At 39.7% G+C, this 23,231-nt stretch carries 16 protein-coding genes; 12 read left to right on the top strand and 4 right to left on the bottom strand.

What is annotated here, in order from left to right; all coding sequences use genetic code 11:
• Positions 1–350: 350 nt before the first annotated feature.
• Positions 351–1,451 (bottom strand): DNA polymerase IV, encoded by a 1,101-nt coding sequence (gene dinB, locus U859_RS0103090; protein WP_025141975.1) that lies wholly within the window; start codon positions 1,449–1,451, stop codon positions 351–353.
• A 65-nt stretch (positions 1,452–1,516) separates the two neighbouring features.
• Between dinB and U859_RS0103085 the strand changes: the two genes are divergently transcribed.
• Positions 1,517–1,876: a DUF6717 family protein gene (locus U859_RS0103085; RefSeq protein ID WP_025141974.1), complete on the top strand. Its 360-nt coding sequence runs from the start codon at positions 1,517–1,519 to the stop codon at positions 1,874–1,876.
• A 537-nt stretch (positions 1,877–2,413) separates the two neighbouring features.
• Here the strand turns inward: U859_RS0103085 and U859_RS0103080 are convergent.
• On the bottom strand, positions 2,414–2,773 hold the full coding sequence (locus U859_RS0103080) for a PleD family two-component system response regulator (RefSeq protein ID WP_025141973.1): 360 nt from the start codon (positions 2,771–2,773) through the stop codon (positions 2,414–2,416).
• Positions 2,774–3,059: 286 nt separating this feature from the next.
• Here U859_RS0103080 and U859_RS0103075 point away from each other — a divergent pair, with 286 nt between their 5' ends.
• The 10 genes from U859_RS0103075 to U859_RS0103025 all read left to right on the top strand — a co-directional run bounded on the left by U859_RS0103075 (position 3,060) and on the right by U859_RS0103025 (position 20,923).
• Positions 3,060–4,073, top strand: coding sequence for a LacI family DNA-binding transcriptional regulator (locus U859_RS0103075; RefSeq protein WP_025141972.1), 1,014 nt, complete (start codon positions 3,060–3,062; stop codon positions 4,071–4,073).
• Between the two features lie 433 nt (positions 4,074–4,506).
• Positions 4,507–7,482 (top strand): SusC/RagA family TonB-linked outer membrane protein, encoded by a 2,976-nt coding sequence (locus U859_RS0103065; RefSeq protein ID WP_025141971.1) that lies wholly within the window; start codon positions 4,507–4,509, stop codon positions 7,480–7,482.
• 14 nt (positions 7,483–7,496) lie between these two features.
• Complete coding sequence (locus U859_RS0103060) at positions 7,497–9,086, top strand: RagB/SusD family nutrient uptake outer membrane protein (protein ID WP_025141970.1); 1,590 nt, start codon at positions 7,497–7,499, stop codon at positions 9,084–9,086.
• 20 nt (positions 9,087–9,106) lie between these two features.
• Positions 9,107–10,123, top strand: coding sequence for a SusE domain-containing protein (locus tag U859_RS0103055; protein WP_025141969.1), 1,017 nt, complete (start codon positions 9,107–9,109; stop codon positions 10,121–10,123).
• Between the two features lie 63 nt (positions 10,124–10,186).
• On the top strand, positions 10,187–12,103 hold the full coding sequence (locus tag U859_RS0103050; protein ID WP_025141968.1) for a glycoside hydrolase family 13 protein: 1,917 nt from the start codon (positions 10,187–10,189) through the stop codon (positions 12,101–12,103).
• A gap of 98 nt (positions 12,104–12,201) precedes the next feature.
• Positions 12,202–12,900 (top strand): beta-phosphoglucomutase, encoded by a 699-nt coding sequence (gene pgmB, locus U859_RS0103045; RefSeq protein WP_025141967.1) that lies wholly within the window; start codon positions 12,202–12,204, stop codon positions 12,898–12,900.
• A 57-nt stretch (positions 12,901–12,957) separates the two neighbouring features.
• Complete coding sequence (locus U859_RS0103040; protein WP_025141966.1) at positions 12,958–15,276, top strand: glycoside hydrolase family 65 protein; 2,319 nt, start codon at positions 12,958–12,960, stop codon at positions 15,274–15,276.
• On the top strand, positions 15,273–17,138 hold the full coding sequence (locus U859_RS0103035) for an alpha-amylase family protein (protein WP_025141965.1): 1,866 nt from the start codon (positions 15,273–15,275) through the stop codon (positions 17,136–17,138). Before U859_RS0103040 ends, U859_RS0103035 begins: the two co-directional genes overlap by 4 nt.
• A 134-nt stretch (positions 17,139–17,272) precedes the next feature.
• The gene (locus U859_RS0103030) at positions 17,273–18,649 is read left to right on the top strand and encodes an MFS transporter (RefSeq protein WP_025141964.1); all 1,377 of its coding nucleotides are present in this window, start codon (positions 17,273–17,275) and stop codon (positions 18,647–18,649) included.
• Positions 18,650–18,988: 339 nt separating this feature from the next.
• On the top strand, positions 18,989–20,923 hold the full coding sequence (locus tag U859_RS0103025) for an alpha-amylase family glycosyl hydrolase (protein ID WP_025141963.1): 1,935 nt from the start codon (positions 18,989–18,991) through the stop codon (positions 20,921–20,923).
• A gap of 92 nt (positions 20,924–21,015) precedes the next feature.
• Here U859_RS0103025 and U859_RS0103020 read toward each other — a convergent pair whose 3' ends face one another.
• Both U859_RS0103020 and U859_RS0103015 read right to left on the bottom strand, forming a co-directional pair.
• Complete coding sequence (locus U859_RS0103020; RefSeq protein WP_025141962.1) at positions 21,016–21,621, bottom strand: hypothetical protein; 606 nt, start codon at positions 21,619–21,621, stop codon at positions 21,016–21,018.
• Between the two features lies 1 nt (position 21,622).
• Positions 21,623–22,123 (bottom strand): RNA polymerase sigma factor, encoded by a 501-nt coding sequence (locus U859_RS0103015; RefSeq protein WP_025141961.1) that lies wholly within the window; start codon positions 22,121–22,123, stop codon positions 21,623–21,625.
• 155 nt (positions 22,124–22,278) lie between these two features.
• On the opposite strand from U859_RS0103015, the gene U859_RS0103010 reads away from it, so the two are divergent.
• On the top strand, positions 22,279–22,833 hold the full coding sequence (locus U859_RS0103010) for an RNA polymerase sigma factor (protein WP_025141960.1): 555 nt from the start codon (positions 22,279–22,281) through the stop codon (positions 22,831–22,833).
• The last annotated feature ends 398 nt before the right edge of the window (positions 22,834–23,231 follow it).

Genomic DNA, 23,231 nt, shown 5'->3' with positions numbered 1-23,231 from the left:
GTTTTTTTATTCATCTTATCTGTAAGACTGGTTTAAATTTTAAATAAACTTAACAGATTTCTCCATTTCGCTGCGCTTCAGTCGAAATGACGAACTTTTCTCGTTCTGCGATACATGACTTATATGTTTCTTAAATGCCTTATATGGTTAAAAAACTACGTTAGTTATTGATTGAGATAAATCGTCCTTTCGACCGCAGTGGAGAAATCTGTAAGGCTGGTTTAAATAAACCTAACAGATTTCTACGTTCCGCTTCCGATGAAGGATCGGTACGCTCCATTCGATAGCTATCGGATCGAAATGACGATGTTTATTTGGCCATGGTACGTGTCTCCACGTATCATTCAAACCTAAAACTCAAATTCCAACTGGTTATTCTCTGTTTTTTCAATTTCAACATCATCGTAAAACCTTGATAATGTAATTCCCAGAAGCCTTATCTGGCTTACACCAATATCCGCTTCCTCCAAAAGTTTTATCGCTTCCGCATATATCACCTCAGCTTTGTTAATCGGTATAGCAAAAGACCTGCTGCGGGTAATGATCTTAAAATCCGAAAATTTTATTTTTAACGTCACCGTTTTACCGCTTAACTGATGTTTTTCCAATCGTTTCGATACAATTTCGCTGATCTGTTTCAGCAGATCGTGCATTACCGAATCTTCATTGGTATCCTCAGCAAACGTATCTTCCGCACCTACCGATTTAGCTTCGCGGTTAGCCCTCACAGGCCGGTCATCAATCCCACGTACGATTTTATAGTAAAATCTACCCGATTTACCGAACTGAGCAACCAACTGTTCTTCCGTTAATTTTTTCAGATCAGCACCGGTATTAACCTGCATGGCCTTCATTTTAGCTGCTGTAACTTTACCCACGCCAAAAAACTTCTCTACCGGGAGTTTTTCCATAAAAGCCTCGATTTTCGACGGACCAATAAATGTTAAACCATCAGGTTTGTTCATATCCGAGGCTACCTTGGCCACAAATTTATTGGTTGAAACCCCCGCCGATGCCGTTAAATTCAGCTCATTTTTAATCGCGTCTTTAATCGATTGCGCAATATCAATGGCCGATCCTATACCGAGTTTATCTTCGGTAACATCAAGAAATGCCTCATCTAAAGATAAAGGCTCAATCAGATCGGTATAACGGCTAAAAATTTCCCTGATGGCTTTAGAAGCGGTCGTGTAGGCATCGAAACGTGGGTAGACAAAAATGGCAGATGGGCAGAGCTGATAGGCTTTGCTGGAGGGCATGGCCGAACGGATCCCATATTGCCGCGCTTCATAACTTGCCGTTGATACCACTCCACGACTATCAGGTTTACCTCCAACCACCAATGGTTTTCCCCTGTATTCGGGGAAATCGCGTTGTTCTACCGACGCATAAAAAGCATCCATATCAATGTGGATAATCTTTCTTAAAACTATTGGGGTTTCGTCAGACATAGGAATAGCTAAATTTCGCTATTTTTTTTAGTATTATTGAAATAGATTTTTTTTCTTTACAAAATATGGAAAGAGCAATCCGCTTTTATAAAAATGCAAAACACGAATGGTATGCCGATATACCCGAATGGGGTGGTGCTATCGAAGACTTACAGATGGTAGAAGGCGCAGACGACTTATTAAACTGGATTTCAGCAGATGAAAGCGAATGTAAATTGCTGATGGCCGACGAGCAAATACAAAATGCTGAGATTTTAAACCTGGTTTACGCACGCGAGGAAAACCTTGGCGGTGGGGGCGATTATATGTTAGAGAGTTTTAGGGGCGAATTTAAAAATCATAAACTTTGGTTATGTAACGTAACCGAATTTGTTTTTAAACAGCTGCCTGAAAAGATTTACTTTAAGGAGATTGCGCAAGGATGATCGTTAAGGCATAACGATTTTGGAGTTTTATTCCTTCGATGCATTATTCCCAACGGATAGCTTCCAGCATGAGACTATCGTTTGGACACTATTAATATAAACTTCTTTTACCGCTCAATGCCGCGGGGGCATGGTACTTTGGAGCGCCAAAGTACCCAAAGGGCTTTGTCAATCCAGCAATGTGGCTTCTCACCGCCCTGTGCTCATCAAAAAAACAGTGGCACTTTGTTTTGCTCGATTCTGCTAAGTGAAAATTAGAGGGGTATTTTCACAAAACCACTGCGTTTCAGGTTTGGTGGTGCCGTTTGTGCTAACCTGCAGCTGTTTTTTTGATTTATCTGCCACTTGGGATTGACGGCGTTCTTCGGTAGGACCTGGGGTATTTTAAAGCAAGCCAGCACATTGCGTTAAATTATGCTTAAAAGATGTGCCTATACGATTAATCAAACTCAGATGTTCTAAGGTGGCTTAGTTGGTCAAAAAATAACGATGAATATATTTTAGTGTTAAGATCTTAGCAAGCTATGTGTTAAAACTTTAATTCAACAGTATATCTACCTTGTTCAGTAACGAATCCATCTCAAATGGTTTTTCCATAAAATCATTTGCGCCAGCATCAAGCGCCGATTGCCTGATATCCCTGCTTGCAGAAATCATTAAAATAGGAATTTCCATAAATTCAGGATCGTTTTTTAGCTGTTTGCAGATATCTCTTCCGTCATGACCGCTCATCCAGATATCAAGGAGAATCAAATCAGGCCTGTTTTTAACCGCATCAATTACTGCTCCGCCATCATAGGTATATTCAACATCGTAACCCATTACTTCCAAAATCATCGTTACAGCATCAACAATGCCCTCGTCGTCGTCTGCAATGAGTATTTTCTTATTTCCCATTTTGTAATTTTATTTCCATATAGTTTGTTTCGCAACAGGTAAATGAGAAGATAATTGATAGCGTATAATGAATAATGCCGTAAAGATGCTTTTTGTTTTAAAAAAAACGAATATTTATTTAAAGAATTTTATGCCAAATATTGACTAATGTCAACCGGCAAAGTTTAGTGTTTTATTCCCGTAGTGGTGAATTAAGTGATAATTTATTTAGCATATCAGATATTCGTACATTAATATTTTATATTTACAGCGTTAATTCAAATTGAATTGGGTTTAATAGCCAAAAATGGATAGTATCAATATTAAGAAGTTAGCAGAAGCTTTAAATCTATCTACTTCTACAATTTCAAGAGCATTTAGGGATAATAGCGACATTAGTGACGCTACTAAGGCACTTATACTCACCAAGGCTAAAGAATTAAACTACCAGCCTAACCACTACGCCAGTAACTTAAGGGAGCAGAAAAGCAAAACCATTGCTGTTATTGTTCCTGAGCTGGCCAACAATTATTTTTCGCAAGCCATTCACGGTATCGAACGTGTGGCGAGGGAGAATGGTTACCATATCCTCATTTATGTAACCGACGACGATTATCAGAAAGAGGTAACTTTTATCCGCCACTTGCATAACGGTAGGGCAGATGGAATTATCATGTCGGTTTCAGGTGAGGCCAACGATCACAATTACCTGAATAAATTTGGGGCAAAAAGGTTGCCGCTGGTATTTTTCGACAGGATTTACGAGGACATTGAAACACCAAGGGTAATTACGAACGATTATAACAGCAGTTTTCTGGCCACTGAACATTTAATAGAACATGGCTGCAAAAGGATCGCTTATCTGGTGGTAAACAAAAGTTTATCCATCGGTAAAACGCGTATGCAGGGCTATATCGATGCACTTGCCAAACATCAGGTACCTTTTGAAGAAAACCTGATTGTGGATTGCAGCAACAGTTACGAAGAAAACAGCATCATTATTAAAGAGGCTTTAACACAATTAAAACCCGATGGTATTTTTACCTCAGTAGAGCGTTTGGCTTTTGCTACTTATTATGCCTGTTACGATCTCAACATCAACATCCCTAAAGATTTAAAGGTGATCAGTTTCTCCAGTCTTGAAATTGCTCCATTGTTGAATCCCTCACTCACCACCATTACCCAGCCCGCTATCGAAATAGGGGAGCAGGCGGCCAAATTACTGTTCACCATCCTGGATGATAATGTTGATAAAAACCGCCCAAATGAAGTGGTTTTGGAGTCGCAAATGATCAAGCGGAATTCGACTTCAAAAGGGTAAAATAAGCGCTAAAAAATAGCTGCTTTTGAAGCTTGAAATTTTCAAAAAAAATCTTCACTTAGTGTAAAATACGCAGAATTTTGACTGATTTTCGGGAACGTTCCCGAAAGATGACTGAATTTTGATCTAATTTTTTCGGGAACGTTCCCGAAAAAGACCTTAAAAATAGCTTAGTGTAAAAATTACACTTTAAACTGAAATTTAACATTTGTAAATATTTGATAATTAATTAATTATATAATTAACAATTATTTAATATGATTTTTTAGACTGGCCTAAAAGCTGGGTTTTTTGCTGTTTTTAACATATCGTTTTTTGCCCGAAATATATTTTTTAAATAAATTTTGAAATCTCATTAACAGCTGTAAATTAGGCCTATGTGTAAATCACTATAATATTTAACCAAATTTTTATACTTAAACGAGCTTCAAATATGAGAGTATTTTACCTGTTAAAACAGGGGCTTTTGGTGCTGTTGGTTTTTTCAGCATTAATGGTAAAAGCACAAACCGGATCAGTGTCTGGTAAAGTGCTTGACGAAACCGGCCTGCCACTGCCCGGTGCTTCTGTAATTGTAAAAGGTACAACAAGAAGTACATCGACAGATGGCAATGGTGTTTTTAAACTTGCAGGTTTATCGAACGGTTCGGTTACCCTATCGGCAAGTTTTATCGGTTATCAAACCCTTGATAAAACAGTTAGCGTTTCGGCAAATGCTACTGTAAGTTTTCAATTGGTGCCCGACGCCCAAAAACTAAACGAAGTTGTGGTGATTGGTTATGGTACTGCAGAAAAGAAAAACCTAACCGGTTCTATCACAACCGTAAATTCGAAAGATTTTCAAAAGGGTACCATTACTACGCCTGAACAATTGATCCAGGGTAAGGTAGCTGGCGTAAACATTATTTCAAATAGCGGTCAGCCAGGGGTAGGGAGTACCATCCGTATCCGTGGAGGTGCTTCACTTAATGCCAGTAACGATCCGCTTATCGTAATTGATGGAGTGCCATTCAGTGGTAACTCTATTGGTAATGCGCCAAGCCCGTTATCATTGGTTAACCCGAACGATATTGAAACCTTTACTGTTTTAAAGGATGCAAATGCAACAGCCATTTATGGATCGAGAGCATCAAACGGGGTAATTTTAATTACCACCAAAAAAGGTGCATCAGGCGCTCCGGTGTTTAATTTTAGCACCAACAATTCTATTGCTACAGTAGCCAAAAAGGTTGATATCCTGTCATCAGGTCAGATCCGCGATTTTGTAAATGCGAACCCAAATGCAACTTATGACGATGGTAAAAAATTTACTTCGTTACTGGGCAGTTCGAATACCGATTGGCAGGATGAAATTTATCAGAATGCATTTTCTACCGATAACAGTTTAAGTATAGCAGGCTCATTTAAAGGGGTTCCTTACCGTGTTTCTGCTGGTTATTTAGATCAGCAAGGTCTTTTAATTACCGATCATTTTTCGCGTGGTACCGGTGCAATCAGCATTTCGCCAAAATTATTTCAGGATCATTTAAAAATCGACTTAAACTTAAAAGGTGCTTTAACCCAGTCGCATTTTGCAAATGCAGGTGGTGTGGGCGCTGCCATTCAGTTCGATCCAACACAATCAGTAAATGCAAATAACAGCTTTGGCAACTATTTCGAATGGTTAAGAAGCGATGGTACGGTAAACCCGAATGCACCGCGCAACCCGGTAGGTTTAATCAGGTTGAACGATAACAATGGTAATGCCGAAAGAAGTTTTGGTAATGCACGTTTCGATTACTCTTTCCACTTTTTACCAGAATTGCACGCCAATTTAAATTTAGGTTACGATCTGTCTAAAGGTTATGGCGATGTTAGGATACCTGTTTTTGCTGCGCAAAGCATTGCAACATCAGGCTCGTACACCAATTCTTTAAACACCGAAACCAACAAACTTTCTGAGTTTTATTTAAACTATGCACACACGGTAGAAAGTATTAAAAGCCGTTTTGATGTAACTGCAGGTTACGGATATTACGATAACTCAAAAACTGGTTTCAACTTTACTTCTTACAAAGGAACCGGCGAAGCGTTGGTAACTCCTGTTTTCCCTTTCTCTACTGATCGTGATAAATTGCTTTCTTACTACGGAAGGTTTATTTATACTTTGGCCGATAAATATATTTTATCCGGAACGTTAAGGGCTGATGCTTCTTCTAAATTTGCAGAGAAAAACCGTTGGGGTTATTTCCCTTCGGCTGCTTTTACCTGGAGAATTTCGAACGAGAATTTCTTGAAAAACAGCTCATCGGTTTCTGATTTAAAACTTCGTTTAAGTTACGGTCAAACAGGTAATAAAGATGGTATCGGTTATTACGATTACTTATCTAAATATTACGCCAACAGCAATACCGGTCAATACCAGATTGGTAATACTTTTTACAACTATTATACCCCGGCAGCTTACGATCCTGACTTGAAATGGGAAACCACTACCACCTATAATGCAGGTTTGGATTATGGTTTTATGAAAGGCCGTTTATATGGAAGTATTGATGTGTATTACAAAAAAACATCTGATTTATTAAGCAAAATCAATATTCCGGTAGGTACCAACTTTAACAACGAGTTAACTACAAATGTGGGTAATATGGATGTTAAGGGTGTTGAAGGAAGTTTAAACTTTTCGGCAATCAAAACCGAAAACACCAGCTGGGATTTTGGTGTAAACATTGCGTACAACAAAAGAAAAGTAACCAATTTAACCCTAAATCCTGATCCGGCTTCGAAAGTTGGTGCAGGCGATATTACAGGTGGTACCGGTGTTACCTTAAAATACAATGCAGTTAACCAGATACCCGGATCTTTTTTCGTGTACAAACAAGTATATAACGCAGATGGAAAACCTTTAGAAGGTGTTTATGAAGATTTAAATAAAGACGGCGTAATCAATACCAGCGATCAGTATTTTTACAAATCACCAGATCCGAACATAACCCTGGGTTTCAATACTTCTTTTTCTTATAAAAAATGGAGTTTTACCACGTCACTTAGGGCAAACTTTGGCAATTACATATATGATAACGTTTCTTCTAACTTTGGTGTAAGGGCGAATATCTTAAGTCCGGCAGGTGTAATCAACAACGCATCTACAGATTTTCTGGCAACCAATTTCCAGAACAACCAGTTCTTAAGCGATTATTATATTAAAAACGCTTCATTCCTGAAAATGGACAATGCAGGTATTTCTTACAATGCCGGCAAATTATCTAAAACCGGAACAGCCTCGTTAAGGATATCGGCAAACTGCCAAAATGTTTTTACCGTAACGAAGTACAATGGTATAGATCCTGAGTTGAGCGGTGGTATTGATTATAACCTGTATCCGCGCCCACGCACGTATACTTTAGGTTTTAATGTTGGTTTTTAATAAGGAGACAAAAAATGAAAAACTCATTTAAAATAATATTGGCATCAGGTATTTTATTGTTGTCATTAAATTCATGCAAAAAAGGAGATCTAAACGTATTGCCCACCAACGATGTTACTGCGGCAACCGTTTATGCTACTCCGGCAGGTTATAAACAAGGCCTGGCTAAATTATATGCGGCTTATGCATTAACCAGCTCTACCGGATCGGATAATAGTGATATTGGTGGACTAAACTCTGGTTTTGCAGATTTTCTTCGTTTATTCTGGACTTCACAAGAGTTGGTAACCGATGAGGCGATTTGCGCCTGGGGAGATACCGGTATTCCGGAATTAGATTACAGCACGCCAAGTGTAGATAACCAGTTTTTACGCGGATTGTATTCTAGAAGTATTTTACAGATTACGGTTTGTAACGAATTTCTTCGCGAAAGTACACCCGAAAAATTGGCCTCACGTAACATTACAGGTACCGACGCTGCAGATATTACCAAATACCGTGCAGAAGCCCGTTTTCTACGTGCTTATCAATATTGGGTACTTTTAGATGCCTTTGGTAATCCGCCTTTTGTTACCGAAAATGATGAAATCGGCAAAGTAGCCCCAAAACAAATTCAGAGAGCAGCTCTTTTTACTTATATCGAATCAGAACTAAAAGCAATTGAGGGTGATTTAGCGAATGCACGTAGCAACGAATATGGCCGTGCAGACAAAGGTGCTGATTGGGCTTTATTGGCCAGGTTATATTTAAATGCACAGGTATATACCGGTACAGCAAAATATACAGAAGCCATTACTTATTCAAGCAAAGTAATTAATGCAGGTTACACTTTAAAATCCAATTATATGGATCTTTTTAAAGCGGATAACAACATTAACAATACCGAAAACATCTTAACCATTAACTACGATGGGGTAACAGGTACTAATTATGGCGGTACCACATTCCTGATCAATGCAGGTATTAATGCTGATATGGGTACAGCCTCTTATGGTGTGCCAAACGGTGGTTGGGGCGGTAACAGAACCCGTCAGAACTTGCCTGCACTATTTCCAGATGCAAACGGAACTTTAGATAAGCGCGGTACCTTCTTCGGTGCAAAAAATACAGTTGATGAAGTTGGTGTGTTTACCGATGGATTGCGTGTTACAAAATTTAAAAATATCATTGGTACAAGTACCATACCGCCATCATTAAACGGAACATTCAGCTCTTTGGATTTTGCCATTTTCCGCTTGGCCGAACAGTATTTGATTTACGGAGAAGCTGTTGCCCGTGGTGGTTCAGGTGGTGATGCAGGGAAAGCACTCGAATATGTTAATGCCTTACGTCAACGTGCTTATGGCAATGCGTCAGGTAATCTGACTCCAGCCGCATTAACCGTCGATTTTTATTTGGATGAGCGTGCGCGCGAATTATACTGGGAAGGTCACCGCCGTACCGATTTGGTACGTTATGGCAAGTTTACCGGTGGTACTTACTTATGGCCATTTAAAGGTGGGGTTAAAGCCGGAACATCTATTCCAGCTTACCGTAACATTTATCCGATCCCAGCGGCAGATTTAATTGCCAATCCGAATCTGGTTCAAAACACAGGTTATTAATCTTAATATTTTAATAAGATATGAAATCAATATTTTTCAAAACCTTGGCCCTTTGCTTTGTAGCACTATCGCTTTGGTCGTGTAAAAAAGACGAAACCCAAACGGTTTCAACTATTGGGGCAGCAGGCACGCTTACCGCTTCTACAACTACATTAAGTTTAGTACAGGCAAACGGTGCGCAGGCCGCATTAACATTAAGCTATCCACTGGCTACTTCATCAGGTTACGTGGTGCCGGTAAACTCCACCTTACAGTTCGCTTTAAAGGGTACTAACTTTGCCGCTCCAAAAGAGGTGGTGGTTACTACAAAAACTTATGCACCAACTGTAACCGAAATCAACAACATGATTTTGGCTTTAGGAGGTAAAGTAGGAACAGCGTCACAGATCGAAGTAAGGTTGAAATCAGGTGCTGCTGTAAACGATTTAACTTACTCAAACGTAATCACTTTAACCGCTACACCTTATTTAGCTTCAGCATGGATTTACGCTCCCGGAGCTTACCAGGGCTGGGATCCTACCACTGCTGACAGTTTAATTTCGCTATCAAGCAATGGTATTTATACCGGAATGATTGCTTATACTGCCGGAAACCTGGAATTTAAAATCACACCTGCCAAAAAATGGGATGTTGCTTATGGCGATGCAGGTGCAGGTAAAATCAGCAGTAGCGCCGGCGATAATTTAAAATCACCAGATGCCATAGTGAAACAGGTAACTGTTGATTTAAATGCCAAAACCATAGTTTTTTCAACACCAAACGAATGGTCGATTATTGGAGACGCAACTTTGGGTGGCTGGAACAATGATACCGACATGAAAGTGGTAAATGATGGAAAATCAAATAATTACTCCGTTAAAACAACCTTAACAGCTGGTGCATTGAAATTCAGGTTCAAACACGATTGGACAGTTAATCTCGGCGGTAGCATAACTGCTTTAACCAATGGAGGCGATAACATTGCCGTAACCGTTCCCGGAACTTATACCATTACTTTAGATGTAGCCGCTAAAAAAGCTACAATGGTTAAAAACTAATCCTTATTATCTGCCCTGCAGTTACCTACTGCGGGGCTTTTTTTAAATTTTTAAAGTTTTAGCATGAACAGATCTCATACCCATCCAAATTATCCGCTTCCAATTCATAATCATACTAATACTTCCTTTTTTAAAAAGGCAACAACAATTTTTACCTTACTGGTTGTTTTGCTAACAAATAATCTATTTGCCCAGAAGCTGGAACGGGTAGAACCGATGTTCTGGTTTACAGGCATGCACAATCCTAAGTTGCAATTGCTGGTTCATGGCGAAAACATTGCTTCAAGCTCGGTTTCCTTAACTTATCCGGGGGTAAAACTCGTAAAGGTTAACAAAGTTGAAAACCAGAATTATTTATTTCTCGATTTAACAATTGCTCCGGTGGCTAAAGCCGGAAAATTCCCGATTAACTTTGCCGTTAACGGAAAAAAGATATTTACTTACACCTACGAATTAAAAAACCGCGATAAAAGCGCAGGGAGGATTCAGGGTGTAACCAACAAAGATTTTATATACCTGCTGATGCCAGATCGCTTTTCGAACGGCGATAAAAGCAACGATGTGGTGCAGGGTTTAACCGAAACCGCATTAAACCGCGACAGCATGTACTACCGCCATGGTGGCGATATCCAGGGCGTAATCAATCACCTCGATTACCTGAAAGATTTAGGAATTACGACCGTTTGGATGACACCGGAGGTAGAAAATGACATGCCACATGCTTCTTACCATGGTTATGCGGTAACCGATCACTACAAAATAGATCCACGTTATGGTACTAACGCACTTTACAAAAAATATGTAGAGGTTGCGCATGCCAAAGGATTAAAAGTAATTAAAGATATTGTACACAACCACATTGGTACCCAACATTGGTTTTATAAAGATTTACCAATGAAAAGCTGGTTAAACCAATGGCCAAAATATACACAAACGAGTTACCGCGATCAAACGGTGATGGATATCCATGCTTCTGCTGCCGACCGCAAACAGATGCTGGATGGATGGTTTGTGCCTTCAATGCCCGATTTAAATCAGCGTAATCCTTATGTGCAAAACTACCTGACTCAAAACCACATCTGGTGGATTGAATATGCAGGTATTGATGGTTTACGCCTGGATACCTACGGTTATAACGATCCGGTTTACATGGCAGATTGGGCTTTAAAAGTACAGGCAGAATTTCCACACTTATCCGTATTTGGTGAAACATTGGTGACCGCGGTGGCCAACCAGGCTTTCTTTACGGGTGGCAATACCGTTAACCGTGGATTCGATACCCATCTTCAGGGCATTACCGATGCTACTTTAAAAGATGCCATTTACGAAGGCATCAATGGTAAAAATGGCTGGGTAGATGGCATTAACCGTTTGTATGCAACCCTTGCGCACGATTTTCTTTACAAAAACCCGAACACCAACTGTATTTTTCTGGATAACCACGATATGAGCCGTTTTTATTCGATGGTGGGCGAAGATTTTGATAAATACAAAATGGGAATGAGTATCTTGTTAACCATGCGGGGCATTCCGCAGATGTATTACGGAACAGAAATCCTGATGAAAAACTTTTCCAATCCGGATGGCCTAATCCGTTCTGATTTTCCAGGGGGATGGGAAGGCGACAAAAAAGATAAATTCATTGCCGATGGCCGTACAAATAAAGAAAATGAGGCTTTCAATTTTGTGAAAACACTGGCTAATTTCCGCAAAAACAGTCCGGCATTGCAAACAGGTAAATTGATGCAGTTTGTGCCACAGGATGATATTTATGTTTATTTCCGTTACAATGCCGAACCAAAAGGCTCCATAATGGTTATTGTAAACAATACAGAGAAAGATAAAACATTAAATACCGATCGCTTCGCCGAAAGAACAACAGGAATTACTTCCGCTAAAAACGTAATTACCGGTGAAAACATCGAATTCAAAAATATTAAAGTACCTGCTAAAACAACGTTGGTACTGGAATTAAGGTAGGTGAAAGGTAAAAGGTTGAAGGTATAGGGCTTACATCTCGATACTTAATACTTTCGTCTTGATACCCAATACTAATTACCCGATACTAAAATAACACAATGCAAGATAACACCCACTCAGAACCTTCAGCCTTAAACCTTACACCTTCAGCCTCAATAAAGGCCTGTCTTTTCGACCTCGATGGTGTCCTGGTAGATACTGCGGTTTACCACTATAAAGCCTGGAAACGTTTGGCCAATACCATGGGTTTCGATTTTACTGAAGAGCAGAACGAGCAGTTAAAAGGCGTTAGCCGCGTAGAAAGTTTGAATAAAATTCTGGCCTGGGGCAGCGTAGAGAAAACAGATGCTGAGAAAGAAGAACTGGCTACTTTAAAAAACAGCTGGTATGTAGATATGATTACCAAAATGACACCTGCTGAAGTTTTACCCGGAACAGTTGATTTTTTAACCGAAATACACAAAGCAGGCTATAAACTGGCATTAGGCTCTGCAAGCAAAAACTCAGGTATTATTTTAGAAAAAACAAATTTGGCCCATTTCTTCGATGAAATTGTAGATGGGAATATGGTAACCAAATCGAAACCCGATCCCGAGGTATTTTTAAAAGGAGCCGAACTTTTAGGTTTTAAACCCGATGAATGTGTGGTTTTTGAAGATGCCGTAGCAGGTGTAGAAGCAGCAAAAAGAGGTGGAATGAAAGCCATAGGTATCGGCGAAAAAAGCGTACTCACCCAGGCAGATGTGGTAGTAAGCGGATTAGATAAATTAACAGTTAAAGATTTAGAGAATTTATAGGTTTAAGGTGTAAGGTTTAGGGGTCATCATCTCAAATCTCACTACTCAATACTAATTATGAAAAACTACATTAAAGCAGATGAGTGGAATATTATCGAAGAAGGCTTTGATCCACATTTAAATAAAATTTCGGAAAGTATTTTCAGCCTGGGCAATGGTCGCATGGGGCAACGTGCCAATTTTGAAGAAAATTATACCGGAGAAACCCTGCCGGGCAATTATGTTGCAGGTGTTTATTATCCTGATAAAACCCGTGTGGGATGGTGGAAAAATGGTTATCCTGAATATTTTGCAAAAGTGTTAAATGCAGCAAACTGGGTAGGCATTGAAGTAAAAATCGATGATGAAATTCTGGATCTGGCGACTGCAGAAGTGAGCGATTTTAAACGTGTGCTGAACATGCATGCCGGATATTTAGAACGTACTTTTACTGCAAAATTAAAAAGTGGTAAAACCCTAAAAGTTAAATCGACACGTTTTTGCAGTATAGCCGACGATGAAGTGGGTGCCATCCGTTACAGCATTACCCCTTTAAATTTCGAGGGTAAATTAACGTTAACACCTTTTATTGATGGCGATGTTAAAAATCAGGATAGTAACTATGATGAAAAATTCTGGGATATGGTTGCTGATGAAATTTCAGGAACAGAAGCTTACATTAAACTAAGAACAAAGAAAACTGAATTTGAGGTTTGCACCGGAAGTAACATCGAACTGTATAAAGGTGAAGAAAAATTAAGTATCAATCCTTCAGATGTCCTCAAAGAGAAATTCGTCGGACAAACTTTTTCGGTGGACGTGAAAGCAAACGACGAAATCACTCTGGTTAAAATCGCGGCTAATTTATCTTCAGAAAATTATCCAAAAGAATCACTTTTAAAAGAAACCAAATCTGTAATTGCCAAAGCATCTGCCAAAGGTTTCGATACTTTATTAAAAGAGCAAACCGAAGCCTGGGCAACCAAATGGGAAGAAAGCGATATCATTATTGAAGGTGATGTTTCTGCCCAACAGGCGATCCGTTTTAATATTTTCCAGCTTTTCCAGACTTATACCGGTAAAGATGATCGCTTAAATATCGGTCCGAAGGGTTTTACCGGTGAAAAATACGGAGGTTCTACCTATTGGGATACTGAAGCTTATTGTGTGCCTTTTTACCTGGCCACAGCGCCACAGGAAGTAAGCAAAAACCTGCTGGTTTACCGTCATAAACAATTGGGCAAAGCCATCGAAAATGCAGCAAAGTTAGGTTTTAAAGATGGTGCAGCGCTTTATCCAATGGTAACGATGAACGGTGAAGAATGCCATAATGAGTGGGAAATTACTTTCGAAGAAATCCACCGTAATGGTGCTATCGCCTTTGCCATTTTTAATTACATCCGTTATACCGGCGATGAAAGTTACCTTTCGGATTTCGGTTTAGAAGTATTGATCGGTATTGCCCGTTTCTGGAAACAACGTGTAAACTGGAGCAACGATAAACAGCAATATGTAATGCTTGGCGTAACCGGACCAAATGAGTACGAAAACAACGTCAATAATAACTGGTACACCAATATTTTGGCTACATGGTGCATGAGATATGCCACTGAAGCAGCTAAAATTGTAGAAATACAACAGCCGGAAAAATATAACAGCTTGTTAAAAAGTTTAAATTTCGATCAAAAGGAATTTGCTGATTGGGCTGATATTATCGAAAAGATGTATTATCCGCAGGATGAAAAACTAGGCATTTTCTTACAACAGGATGGTTATTTAGATAAAGAACAAACTTTAGTTAAGGATTTGCCTGCCAGCGAAAGACCGATTAACCAAAAATGGAGCTGGGACAGGATTTTACGTTCGTGTTTTATTAAACAGGCCGATGTTTTGCAGGGACTGTATTTCTTTGAAGAAGATTACGACCTGGCTACCCTGAAACGCAACTTCGATTTTTATGAGCCACGTACCGTACACGAAAGTTCATTATCGCCCTGCGTACACAGTATTTTGGCCGCCAAATTAAACGATGAAGCCCGTGCTTACGAATTTTATTTACGCACCGCCCGTTTAGATCTCGACGACTATAATAACGATACCGAAGATGGTTTGCACATCACCTCGATGGCCGGAACCTGGATGAGTGTGGTAGAAGGTTTTGCGGGTATGCGTGTTCGTGATGGTAAACTGCAGTTTAATCCTTTCTTGCCTGAAAAATGGAAATCGTTCTCCTTTACCATTGGTTTCAGGGGAGCAACCTTAAAAATCAATATTACCGAAAACGGCATCAGCATTAAAAACAATGCAGCTGTTGATTTAGAAATCGGGATTAGAAACCATGTGTATAAATTGGCCGGGAATGCCGAAATTGAAGTAAATAACGGCGAGTTGGTATGAGAAAGGTAAAGGGTGTAAAGGTTGAGGGTAGAGGGTTAAAATCTAAAACTTTATCTGGTGGAGGATGTTATTCTGCTCAAAGCTTATCCGTTTTTGGAAGCAATAAAGTATGGCTATCTGCACTTTTTTTTACCTTCACAATACTCTCTCTATCATCCTTTGCACAAAAAACACGTACAAAAATGAACGATAAACAGATCGTTATATATCAGTTACTGCCCCGTTTGTTCGGGAATAAAAATACCACCAATATCCCTTACGGTACCATTGAACAAAATGGTTCGGGTAAGTTTAACGATATCACCGATAAGGCGCTCGATGGCATCAAAGCGCTTCACGCCAATTACGTTTGGTATACCGGTGCCATTGCCCATGCCAGCTTAACCGATTATTCTGCTTATGGAATCAAGGTTGATGATGCCGATGTGGTAAAAGGCAGGGCAGGTTCGCCTTATGCCATCCGCGATTATTACGATGTGGATCCTGATTTAGCCGTTGATGTTAAAAACAGGATGAAAGAGTTTGAGGCCTTGGTTAAAAGAACACATGCCAAAAACTTAAAGGTTTTGATCGATTTTGTGCCCAACCATGTCGCCAGGAGTTATCATTCTTATGCAAAACCCGATGGCGTAGTTGATTTTGGTGCTCAGGATGAGGTAACCAAAGCATTTAGTCCGAAAAACGATTTTTACTATATTCCTGGTCAGGCTTTAGTGGTTCCAGCCAACGGACAAAAAACGCCACTTTCGGCACTTCAGGATAGTAAGTTTGAGGAGAATCCGGCAAAAGCTACCGGTAACAATGTGTTTTCTGCCCAGCCTAAATACGACGATTGGTACGAAACGATTAAGTTAAATTACGGCGTAGACTATCAGAACGGCGAAAAACAATATTTCGATCCCATTCCACCGGTTTGGATTAAAATGCGTGACATTTTAATTTACTGGACGCATAAAGGAGTTGATGGTTTCAGATGCGATATGGCCGAAATGGTTCCCATTGCATTTTGGAACTGGGTAATTCCACAGGTTAAAAAAGTGAACCCCGATCTGATTTTCCTTGGAGAAGCGTACAACCCAAAAGTGTACAAACAATATTTAGACGAAGGTAAATTTGATTACCTGTACGATAAAGTAGGTTTATATGATGGACTTAAAAAATTAATCAGAAATGAACCAACTGCAGATGTAGCAGCGATTAAACACGTGTGGCAGGTAGAAAGTGCTGGTTTTGGCAAACACATGTTGCGCTTTTTAGAAAATCACGATGAAGAACGCATTGCATCGGCAGGATTTGCAGGTAAAGCTGAACTGGCTTTACCTGCAATGCTTGTTTCGGCAACGCTGGGCGCTGGTCCGGTAATGCTTTATTTCGGACAAGAAGTTGGTGAGCCTGGCAAAGGCCAGGAAGGTTTTGGCGGCGACGATAACCGCACCACGATTTTTGACTATTGGGGTGTGCCTGATCACCAGAAATGGATGAACGGCGGATTGTTTGATGGAGGGAAATTAAGCACTTCCCAACAAAATTTAAGGGCTTATTATCAGCAATTGCTAAAAGTAACTTCAACAAGTGATGCTGTAATTAATGGCGAAATCTATGAAGTGCCTGTTACCGGGAACATGAATAAGCGCATGTATGCTTTTATCCGTTACTCTGGCAAGCAACGTTTACTGGTCGTGGCCAATTTTGATCGGACAGAAACTTTAACTGCTAACATCGAAATTCCCGATCAGATTTTAAAAGTTAAAAGTTCATCGCCGGTTACAGATCTGCTAACAGATAAAAAATTAAATATTCCCGCAGGAACAAGCATACCCGTAAACATGGCGCCGGTTAGCGCTCAGCTGATAGAATTTTAAAAGTTTGTGCTATGCGTCTGGCGCCACGCGTTTAGCGGTAAAAAAAAAGGTGAACAGATGAATAGTATTTAAATTAATTTATTTAACCGAATAGAACGCCATGCGCCCTGCGCTAAGCGCTTAAACTAAACAAAATGAGCTTAAAAACAATATTCGAGAACCCCAAATTAACACTCGCACAGATCATTAATATGAGCGTTGGGTTTTTCGGGATCCAGTTCGGTTGGGATTTACAAAGGGCCAACATGGGGCGTATTTACGAAAACCTGGGCGCCAATCCAGATCAGGTTCCATTATTGTTTTTGGCAGCACCTTTAACCGGATTGCTGGTTCAGCCTGTTATCGGTTACCTGAGCGACCGCACCTGGCATCCGAAATGGGGTAGAAGAAGACCTTATTTCATGATTGGTGCCATTGTGAGCAGTATTGCGCTCATTTTTATGCCGCATAGCAGTGCCTTGTGGATGGCTGCCGGATTACTTTGGATCCTGGATGTTTTTGGAAACATTGCCATGGAACCTTTCCGCGCTTTTGTTACCGATAAATTGCCCGATAGCCAGGTTAACCGTGGTTTCATTATGCAAAGCATGATGATCGGTTTAGGGGGGAGTGTTGCTTCGGCATTGCCATGGATCATGAACAATGTTTTCCATTTAACCAATACTGCAGAAAAGGGCAATATCCCTGAAAATGTAAAATTCTCTTTTTATATCGGTGCATTTTTCTTTTTCGCCGCGGTACTGTGGACGGTTTTTACCACTAAAGAGTATCCACCACAGGATGTAGATTTTAAAGAAAAAGTAAAAGAAAGCAACAAAGGTTTTGGTGGAGGTGCCCGCGAAATTTTTCATGCCTTAAGAAATATGCCTAAAAGAATGCAGATTGTTTCTTTGGTACAGTTTTTTACCTGGCCAGGTTTGTTTTTAATGTGGTTTTATTATACAACGGCAGTAGCAGTTAATGTTTTTGGCGGTAAAGATGCTGCCGATCCGGTTTATGCGCATGGAGCAGATTTTGGCAGTTTAACCCTTGCCTATTATAGCGTAATTACTTTTCTCTTCGCATTGGTTTTGCCAAAAATTGCCGATACACTGGGACGTAAAACCACACATGCATTGTGTTTAATCTGTGGCGCAATCGGTTTGATCAGTGTGGCCTGGGTGCATGATAAAAACATGTTGTATTTGTGTATGACGGGCGTGGGGATTGCCTGGGCCAGCATACTTTCTATGCCTTATGCCATGTTAAGCGGATCGTTACCCAAAGATAAAATCGGGATTTACATGGGTATCTTCAACTTCTTTATTGTATTGCCAGAAATTATCGCTTCACTCGGTTTTGGCTGGCTCATGCGTAACGTACTGAATAACGACAGACTTTTAGCGGTACAATTGGGCGGTGGATTGATGATTTTAGCGGCAGTAATCTGTTATTTATTTATCCGTGAACCAAAGAAAACAGATGAAGTTTTGACTTCTAAACTGGAAGTAGAAGAAAATAGATCGGTCTAAAATTATCCGTCGTCTTTGCCCATACTCCGTGGTCTGTGTCCTCACAGACCACTAGCGAGGATTTCGGCCTGTGAGGACACAGACCGAGGCGGAGAAAATAGATCGGTCTAAAATTATCCGTCGTCTTTGCCCATATTCCGTGGTCTGTGTCCTCACAGATCACTAGCGAGAATTTCGGCCTGTGAGGACACAGACCGAGGTGGAGAAAATAGATCAGTCTAAAACACTACTCCATGGTCTGTGGGGACACAGACCGAGGTACATAAAATATTTATTTTCAGTGCGCTCTGTGATAACTCGGTGTTCTCTGTGGTAAAACCAATAATAATCTCTAACCAAATGAAAAAAATAATTAACCGCCTTGGTTCGTGTCTGCACGAAACAAAAAAAATCAAAACCATTGTTTACCTCTTGCTATTGGTAACAGCATGTAGTACGGCCTGTAAAAAAGCGTCAGATGGTGGTTTAGAACCTACGCCAACTGATCAAAAAGCTGATCTGCCCGCAGGAGCCAAAGATGGTGTGGTATTTATCAATAACGGAACATCGGCCATTGTAACCCTGTATGCGCCCAATAAAAAATCAGTCGCACTGATCGGCGAATTTAACAATTGGTCTACCAGCGCAACGCCGATGAAAAATACGACCGATGGAAATTATTGGTGGGTGCAGATCGATAATTTAAATCCAGCTACAGAATATGCCTATCAGTTTTATGTAGATGGAGACCTGAAAGTAGCCGATCCGTATTGCGAAAAAGTGCTTGATCCGGATAATGATCAATATATCTCTGCTGTTACTTACCCAAACTTAAAAGCTTACCCAACAGGTAAAACCACAGGAATTGTGAGTGTGATGCAGGCCAATCAGCCCGTTTACACCTGGAAGAATAGCAGTTTTACACGTCCCGATAAAAATAACCTGGTGATTTATGAATTGCTGGTCCGCGATTTTACCACCGATCATAATTATGCGTCAACCTTGGCCAAACTCGATTATTTAACTGGTTTGGGTATCAATGCTATAGAATTAATGCCGGTAAATGAATTTGAAGGAAATTTAAGCTGGGGTTACAATCCTTCGTTTTATTTTGCCCCCGATAAATATTACGGTACTAAAACCGCACTACAAAACTTCATCGACGAATGCCATGGCCGCGGCATTGCCGTAATTATGGATATGGTATTAAATCACTCTTTCGGTCAATCGCCAATGGTACAATTGTATTTTGATGGTACTAAACCAACCGCTTCAAGTCCTTGGTTTAATGTTGATGCCAAACATCCCTTTAATGTGGGTTACGATTTTAACCATGAAAGTTCGACTACTAAAAAATTCTCGAAAGATGTGATGAAATTTTGGATGCAGCAATATAAAATTGATGGTTTCCGTTTCGATCTTTCAAAAGGATTTACGCAAAAGCAATCAACTGACGATGCGCAGTTTAGGTTATACGATGCCAGCCGTATCGCGATATGGAAAGATTACAATGCTTTTCTCAAAAGTGTAGATGCCAATAATTTTTATGTGATTTTAGAACATTTTGCCGAACAATCAGAAGAAAAGGTATTGGCTGATGACGGCATGATGCTTTGGAATAACCTCAATTATAATATGAATGAGGCTACAATGGGCTGGCTGGATAATTCTAACTTTCAATGGGGCTTTTATGCCAATCACGGTTTCACCAAATCTGATGGTCTGGTTACTTACGGCGAAAGTCACGATGAGGAACGTTTAAACTTTAAAAATATCACTTATGGAAATGCTTCAGGCAGTTATGTAATTAAAGGAAACCTGGCCACCTCCTTAAAAAGAGAAGAACTTGCAGCAGCATTTTTGTTCAGTATCCCCGGGCCGAAAATGATTTGGCAGTTTGGAGAGCTGGGATACGATATCAACATCGATTTTAACGGAAGAACCGGAGAAAAACCCATTAAATGGGATTATTATAGCGATCCAAACCGCAAGGCATTGTACGATGCTTATGCAAAATTTATCCGGTTAAAAAAGAACAACAGCATTTTTAATTCAGCCAGTTCAACTTATGACCTTGCGGGAGCAATTAAATACATCAAGTTAAGCGAAGGAGGCAATACCGTTGTGGTAGTTGGTAATTTTGATGTGGTGAGCCAAACGACCAATATCGATTTCGGAACGGCTGGCGCCTGGGTTGATGCCGTTGGTACCAGCATTAATTTAAGTACAAGTATTTATAGCGCAACATTAACGCCTGGTGAATATCATATTTTTAGTAAAACTGCTTTAAAGTAATTTTATTTACAAACCTCGCAGGTTTTTAAAACCTGCGAGGTTTAAACTAATCTCGCGCCTCGGTTCGTGTCACCACGAACCGAAACTTAAAATTATTCCATTTCTGCCAACAAACCTTTCAATCTTTTTAAGTACTGGCCAAAATACAGATTGAATGAATACCTGCTCACTACATAATGTACGGCTATTACACCAGCGTAAATCAATAAACGCAGGGGCAATATGATCGATTTCATAATCTCTATTCCATATATTAAACCCATATTGTTGTTTTGGATCAATAACTCTGTAACTACAACCAATATCAAAATTGCTGCCCTCGTAAGGTTAAGGTAGAGATTGTTATTATAGATCAACTGTTTTACCTTTCTCTGGAAATCGTTTTTAACAGCACCTTCATTATTTTCCAGGTTATTGATCAGTTTAAGGTTGAAATAATAATAAATGGTAGTTAATGGAAGTACGATAAATGCAATCCAAACCAGTAACTGGTTCTTCATATCAGGTACGGTTGCAGTCATTCCCGCTAAAAAAACTATAAGCAGGGGCAATGTAATCAATTGTCTTTTCAACATTGCTTTCAGATTGCTAAGCGGCGATTCCATTTCTTTCTTGGTGGCTGTTACAATATCAAATTCATTTCGGTTTAAATCAACCGAAACACTGTTCCAGCTATTTTTTAAATTATCTAGTTCCATGTTAGTTGTTGTTGGTAAAGGTTCTTAATTTATCTTTTATACGGTTCATTTTTACCCTGAGTGTGGCATTACTGATGCCTAAAATTTCTTCCATTTCATCATACGATTTATCTTCCAGGTACAGCATCACGATCGATTTTTCTACATCGTTCAATTGCTGGATGGCGGCATATAGCTGTTCATGCTGTTCTTCCTTCAGCCCGATGTCTTCCTCATAGGGTATCTGAATGTTTTGCAGCTCAACATCGCTGGTTTGGATGTTGCGCTTCTGTTTGCGGAAATTGGTAAGTACAGTATTAATTGCAATGCGGTACAGCCAGGTGCTAAATTTAGCTTCGCCCCTAAATTTGGGGTACGATTTCCAAAGCTGGATGATAATGTCCTGATACAGATCCTGGATATCATCGTGGTTGTTTGCATACATGCGGCAAACTTTATAAATCAAAAGTTTATAATCTTTTAATTTTGTTTCGAATTCTATTTCTAAGTCTGTCTTTTTCAAAATCTAATTTTTGCTGGATAAGTATGTCATTTTGAAAAAATGTTACAGGATTAAAAATTTTTATGCAAATAGGCAGAGAAATTTGTCTGCATCAAAATCGGTAGGTAATAATCTTATTGTTTTTAGTTAATATTGCGATAACAACTAACAACTTAATGGATAATAAATTAGCGCATCACTTATTATGGGAACGATTACGGACTGGCGATAAAGATGCGTTTTTTGATCTCTATGCAGCACTTTATTATCCATTGGTTAATTTCGGGATCAGGGTTTGTGCCGATGCCGATACGGCCAGCGAAGCCACCGACCTGGTTTTTACCACCATTTGGGAAAAACATGAAAGTTTAACCCGTGTTGATAATGTTGAAGCTTACCTGCGCACTTTCCTTAAGAGGAAATTACTAAGAATTCTCGAACGAAAACGCAAAATTAACGATGCCCTTTTTAATGCTGGCGCCGATGGCGATTGGATGGAGATGAGTTACGAGGAATTTATTGTAAAGGTGCAAAGCGATGAACTCGTAAAACACCAGCTTAAAAATGCACTTGAAAAACTCACTTTCCGTCAGAAACAACTGATTCACTTAAAATTTTTCGAAGGTTTAAGTTATGAGCAGATTGCCGAGCAGAGCAATCAGACTATAAAAACGGCCTACAATACCATTTATGATGCGCTTAAAATCTTAAGGAAGGAATTTAATACGTAATTTTAGTATCGTCATTTCGACCGCAGTGGAGAAATCTAATAGACAGAAAAATTTTCTAAATCTTTTCCTGCTAAAACGTAGTTTATTTAGGGATGTTTTTGTTTTGGAAACGAACATTCCTGTCTCCATGGGTTACTGTAGCCCCGTTATACACTCCAATCTTTCTATTGCAATTTAGCGTTACCGGCAATAAGTATAGTTTAATGGTGACTATAGGCAATAAAAAGGATTTCCGTTACTACCGTGTTTAGGGAATTAAGTTTGTAGTTCTTGGCGGCCTAATCATTCTGCACCCTGCAACCTTCAATAGTAATACAGCCCGGGCCATCTAAACCTGATAGCAGCGGACATCCCGATTTTTCATCGGGATAAAGCGGATAGGTACTGTCTTCAAAACC

The sequence above is a fragment of the Pedobacter jeongneungensis genome, assembly GCF_000633455.1.
Taxonomy (GTDB): Bacteria; Bacteroidota; Bacteroidia; order Sphingobacteriales; family Sphingobacteriaceae; genus Pedobacter; species Pedobacter jeongneungensis_A.
This window is presented reverse-complemented; position numbering and strand designations above follow the sequence as displayed.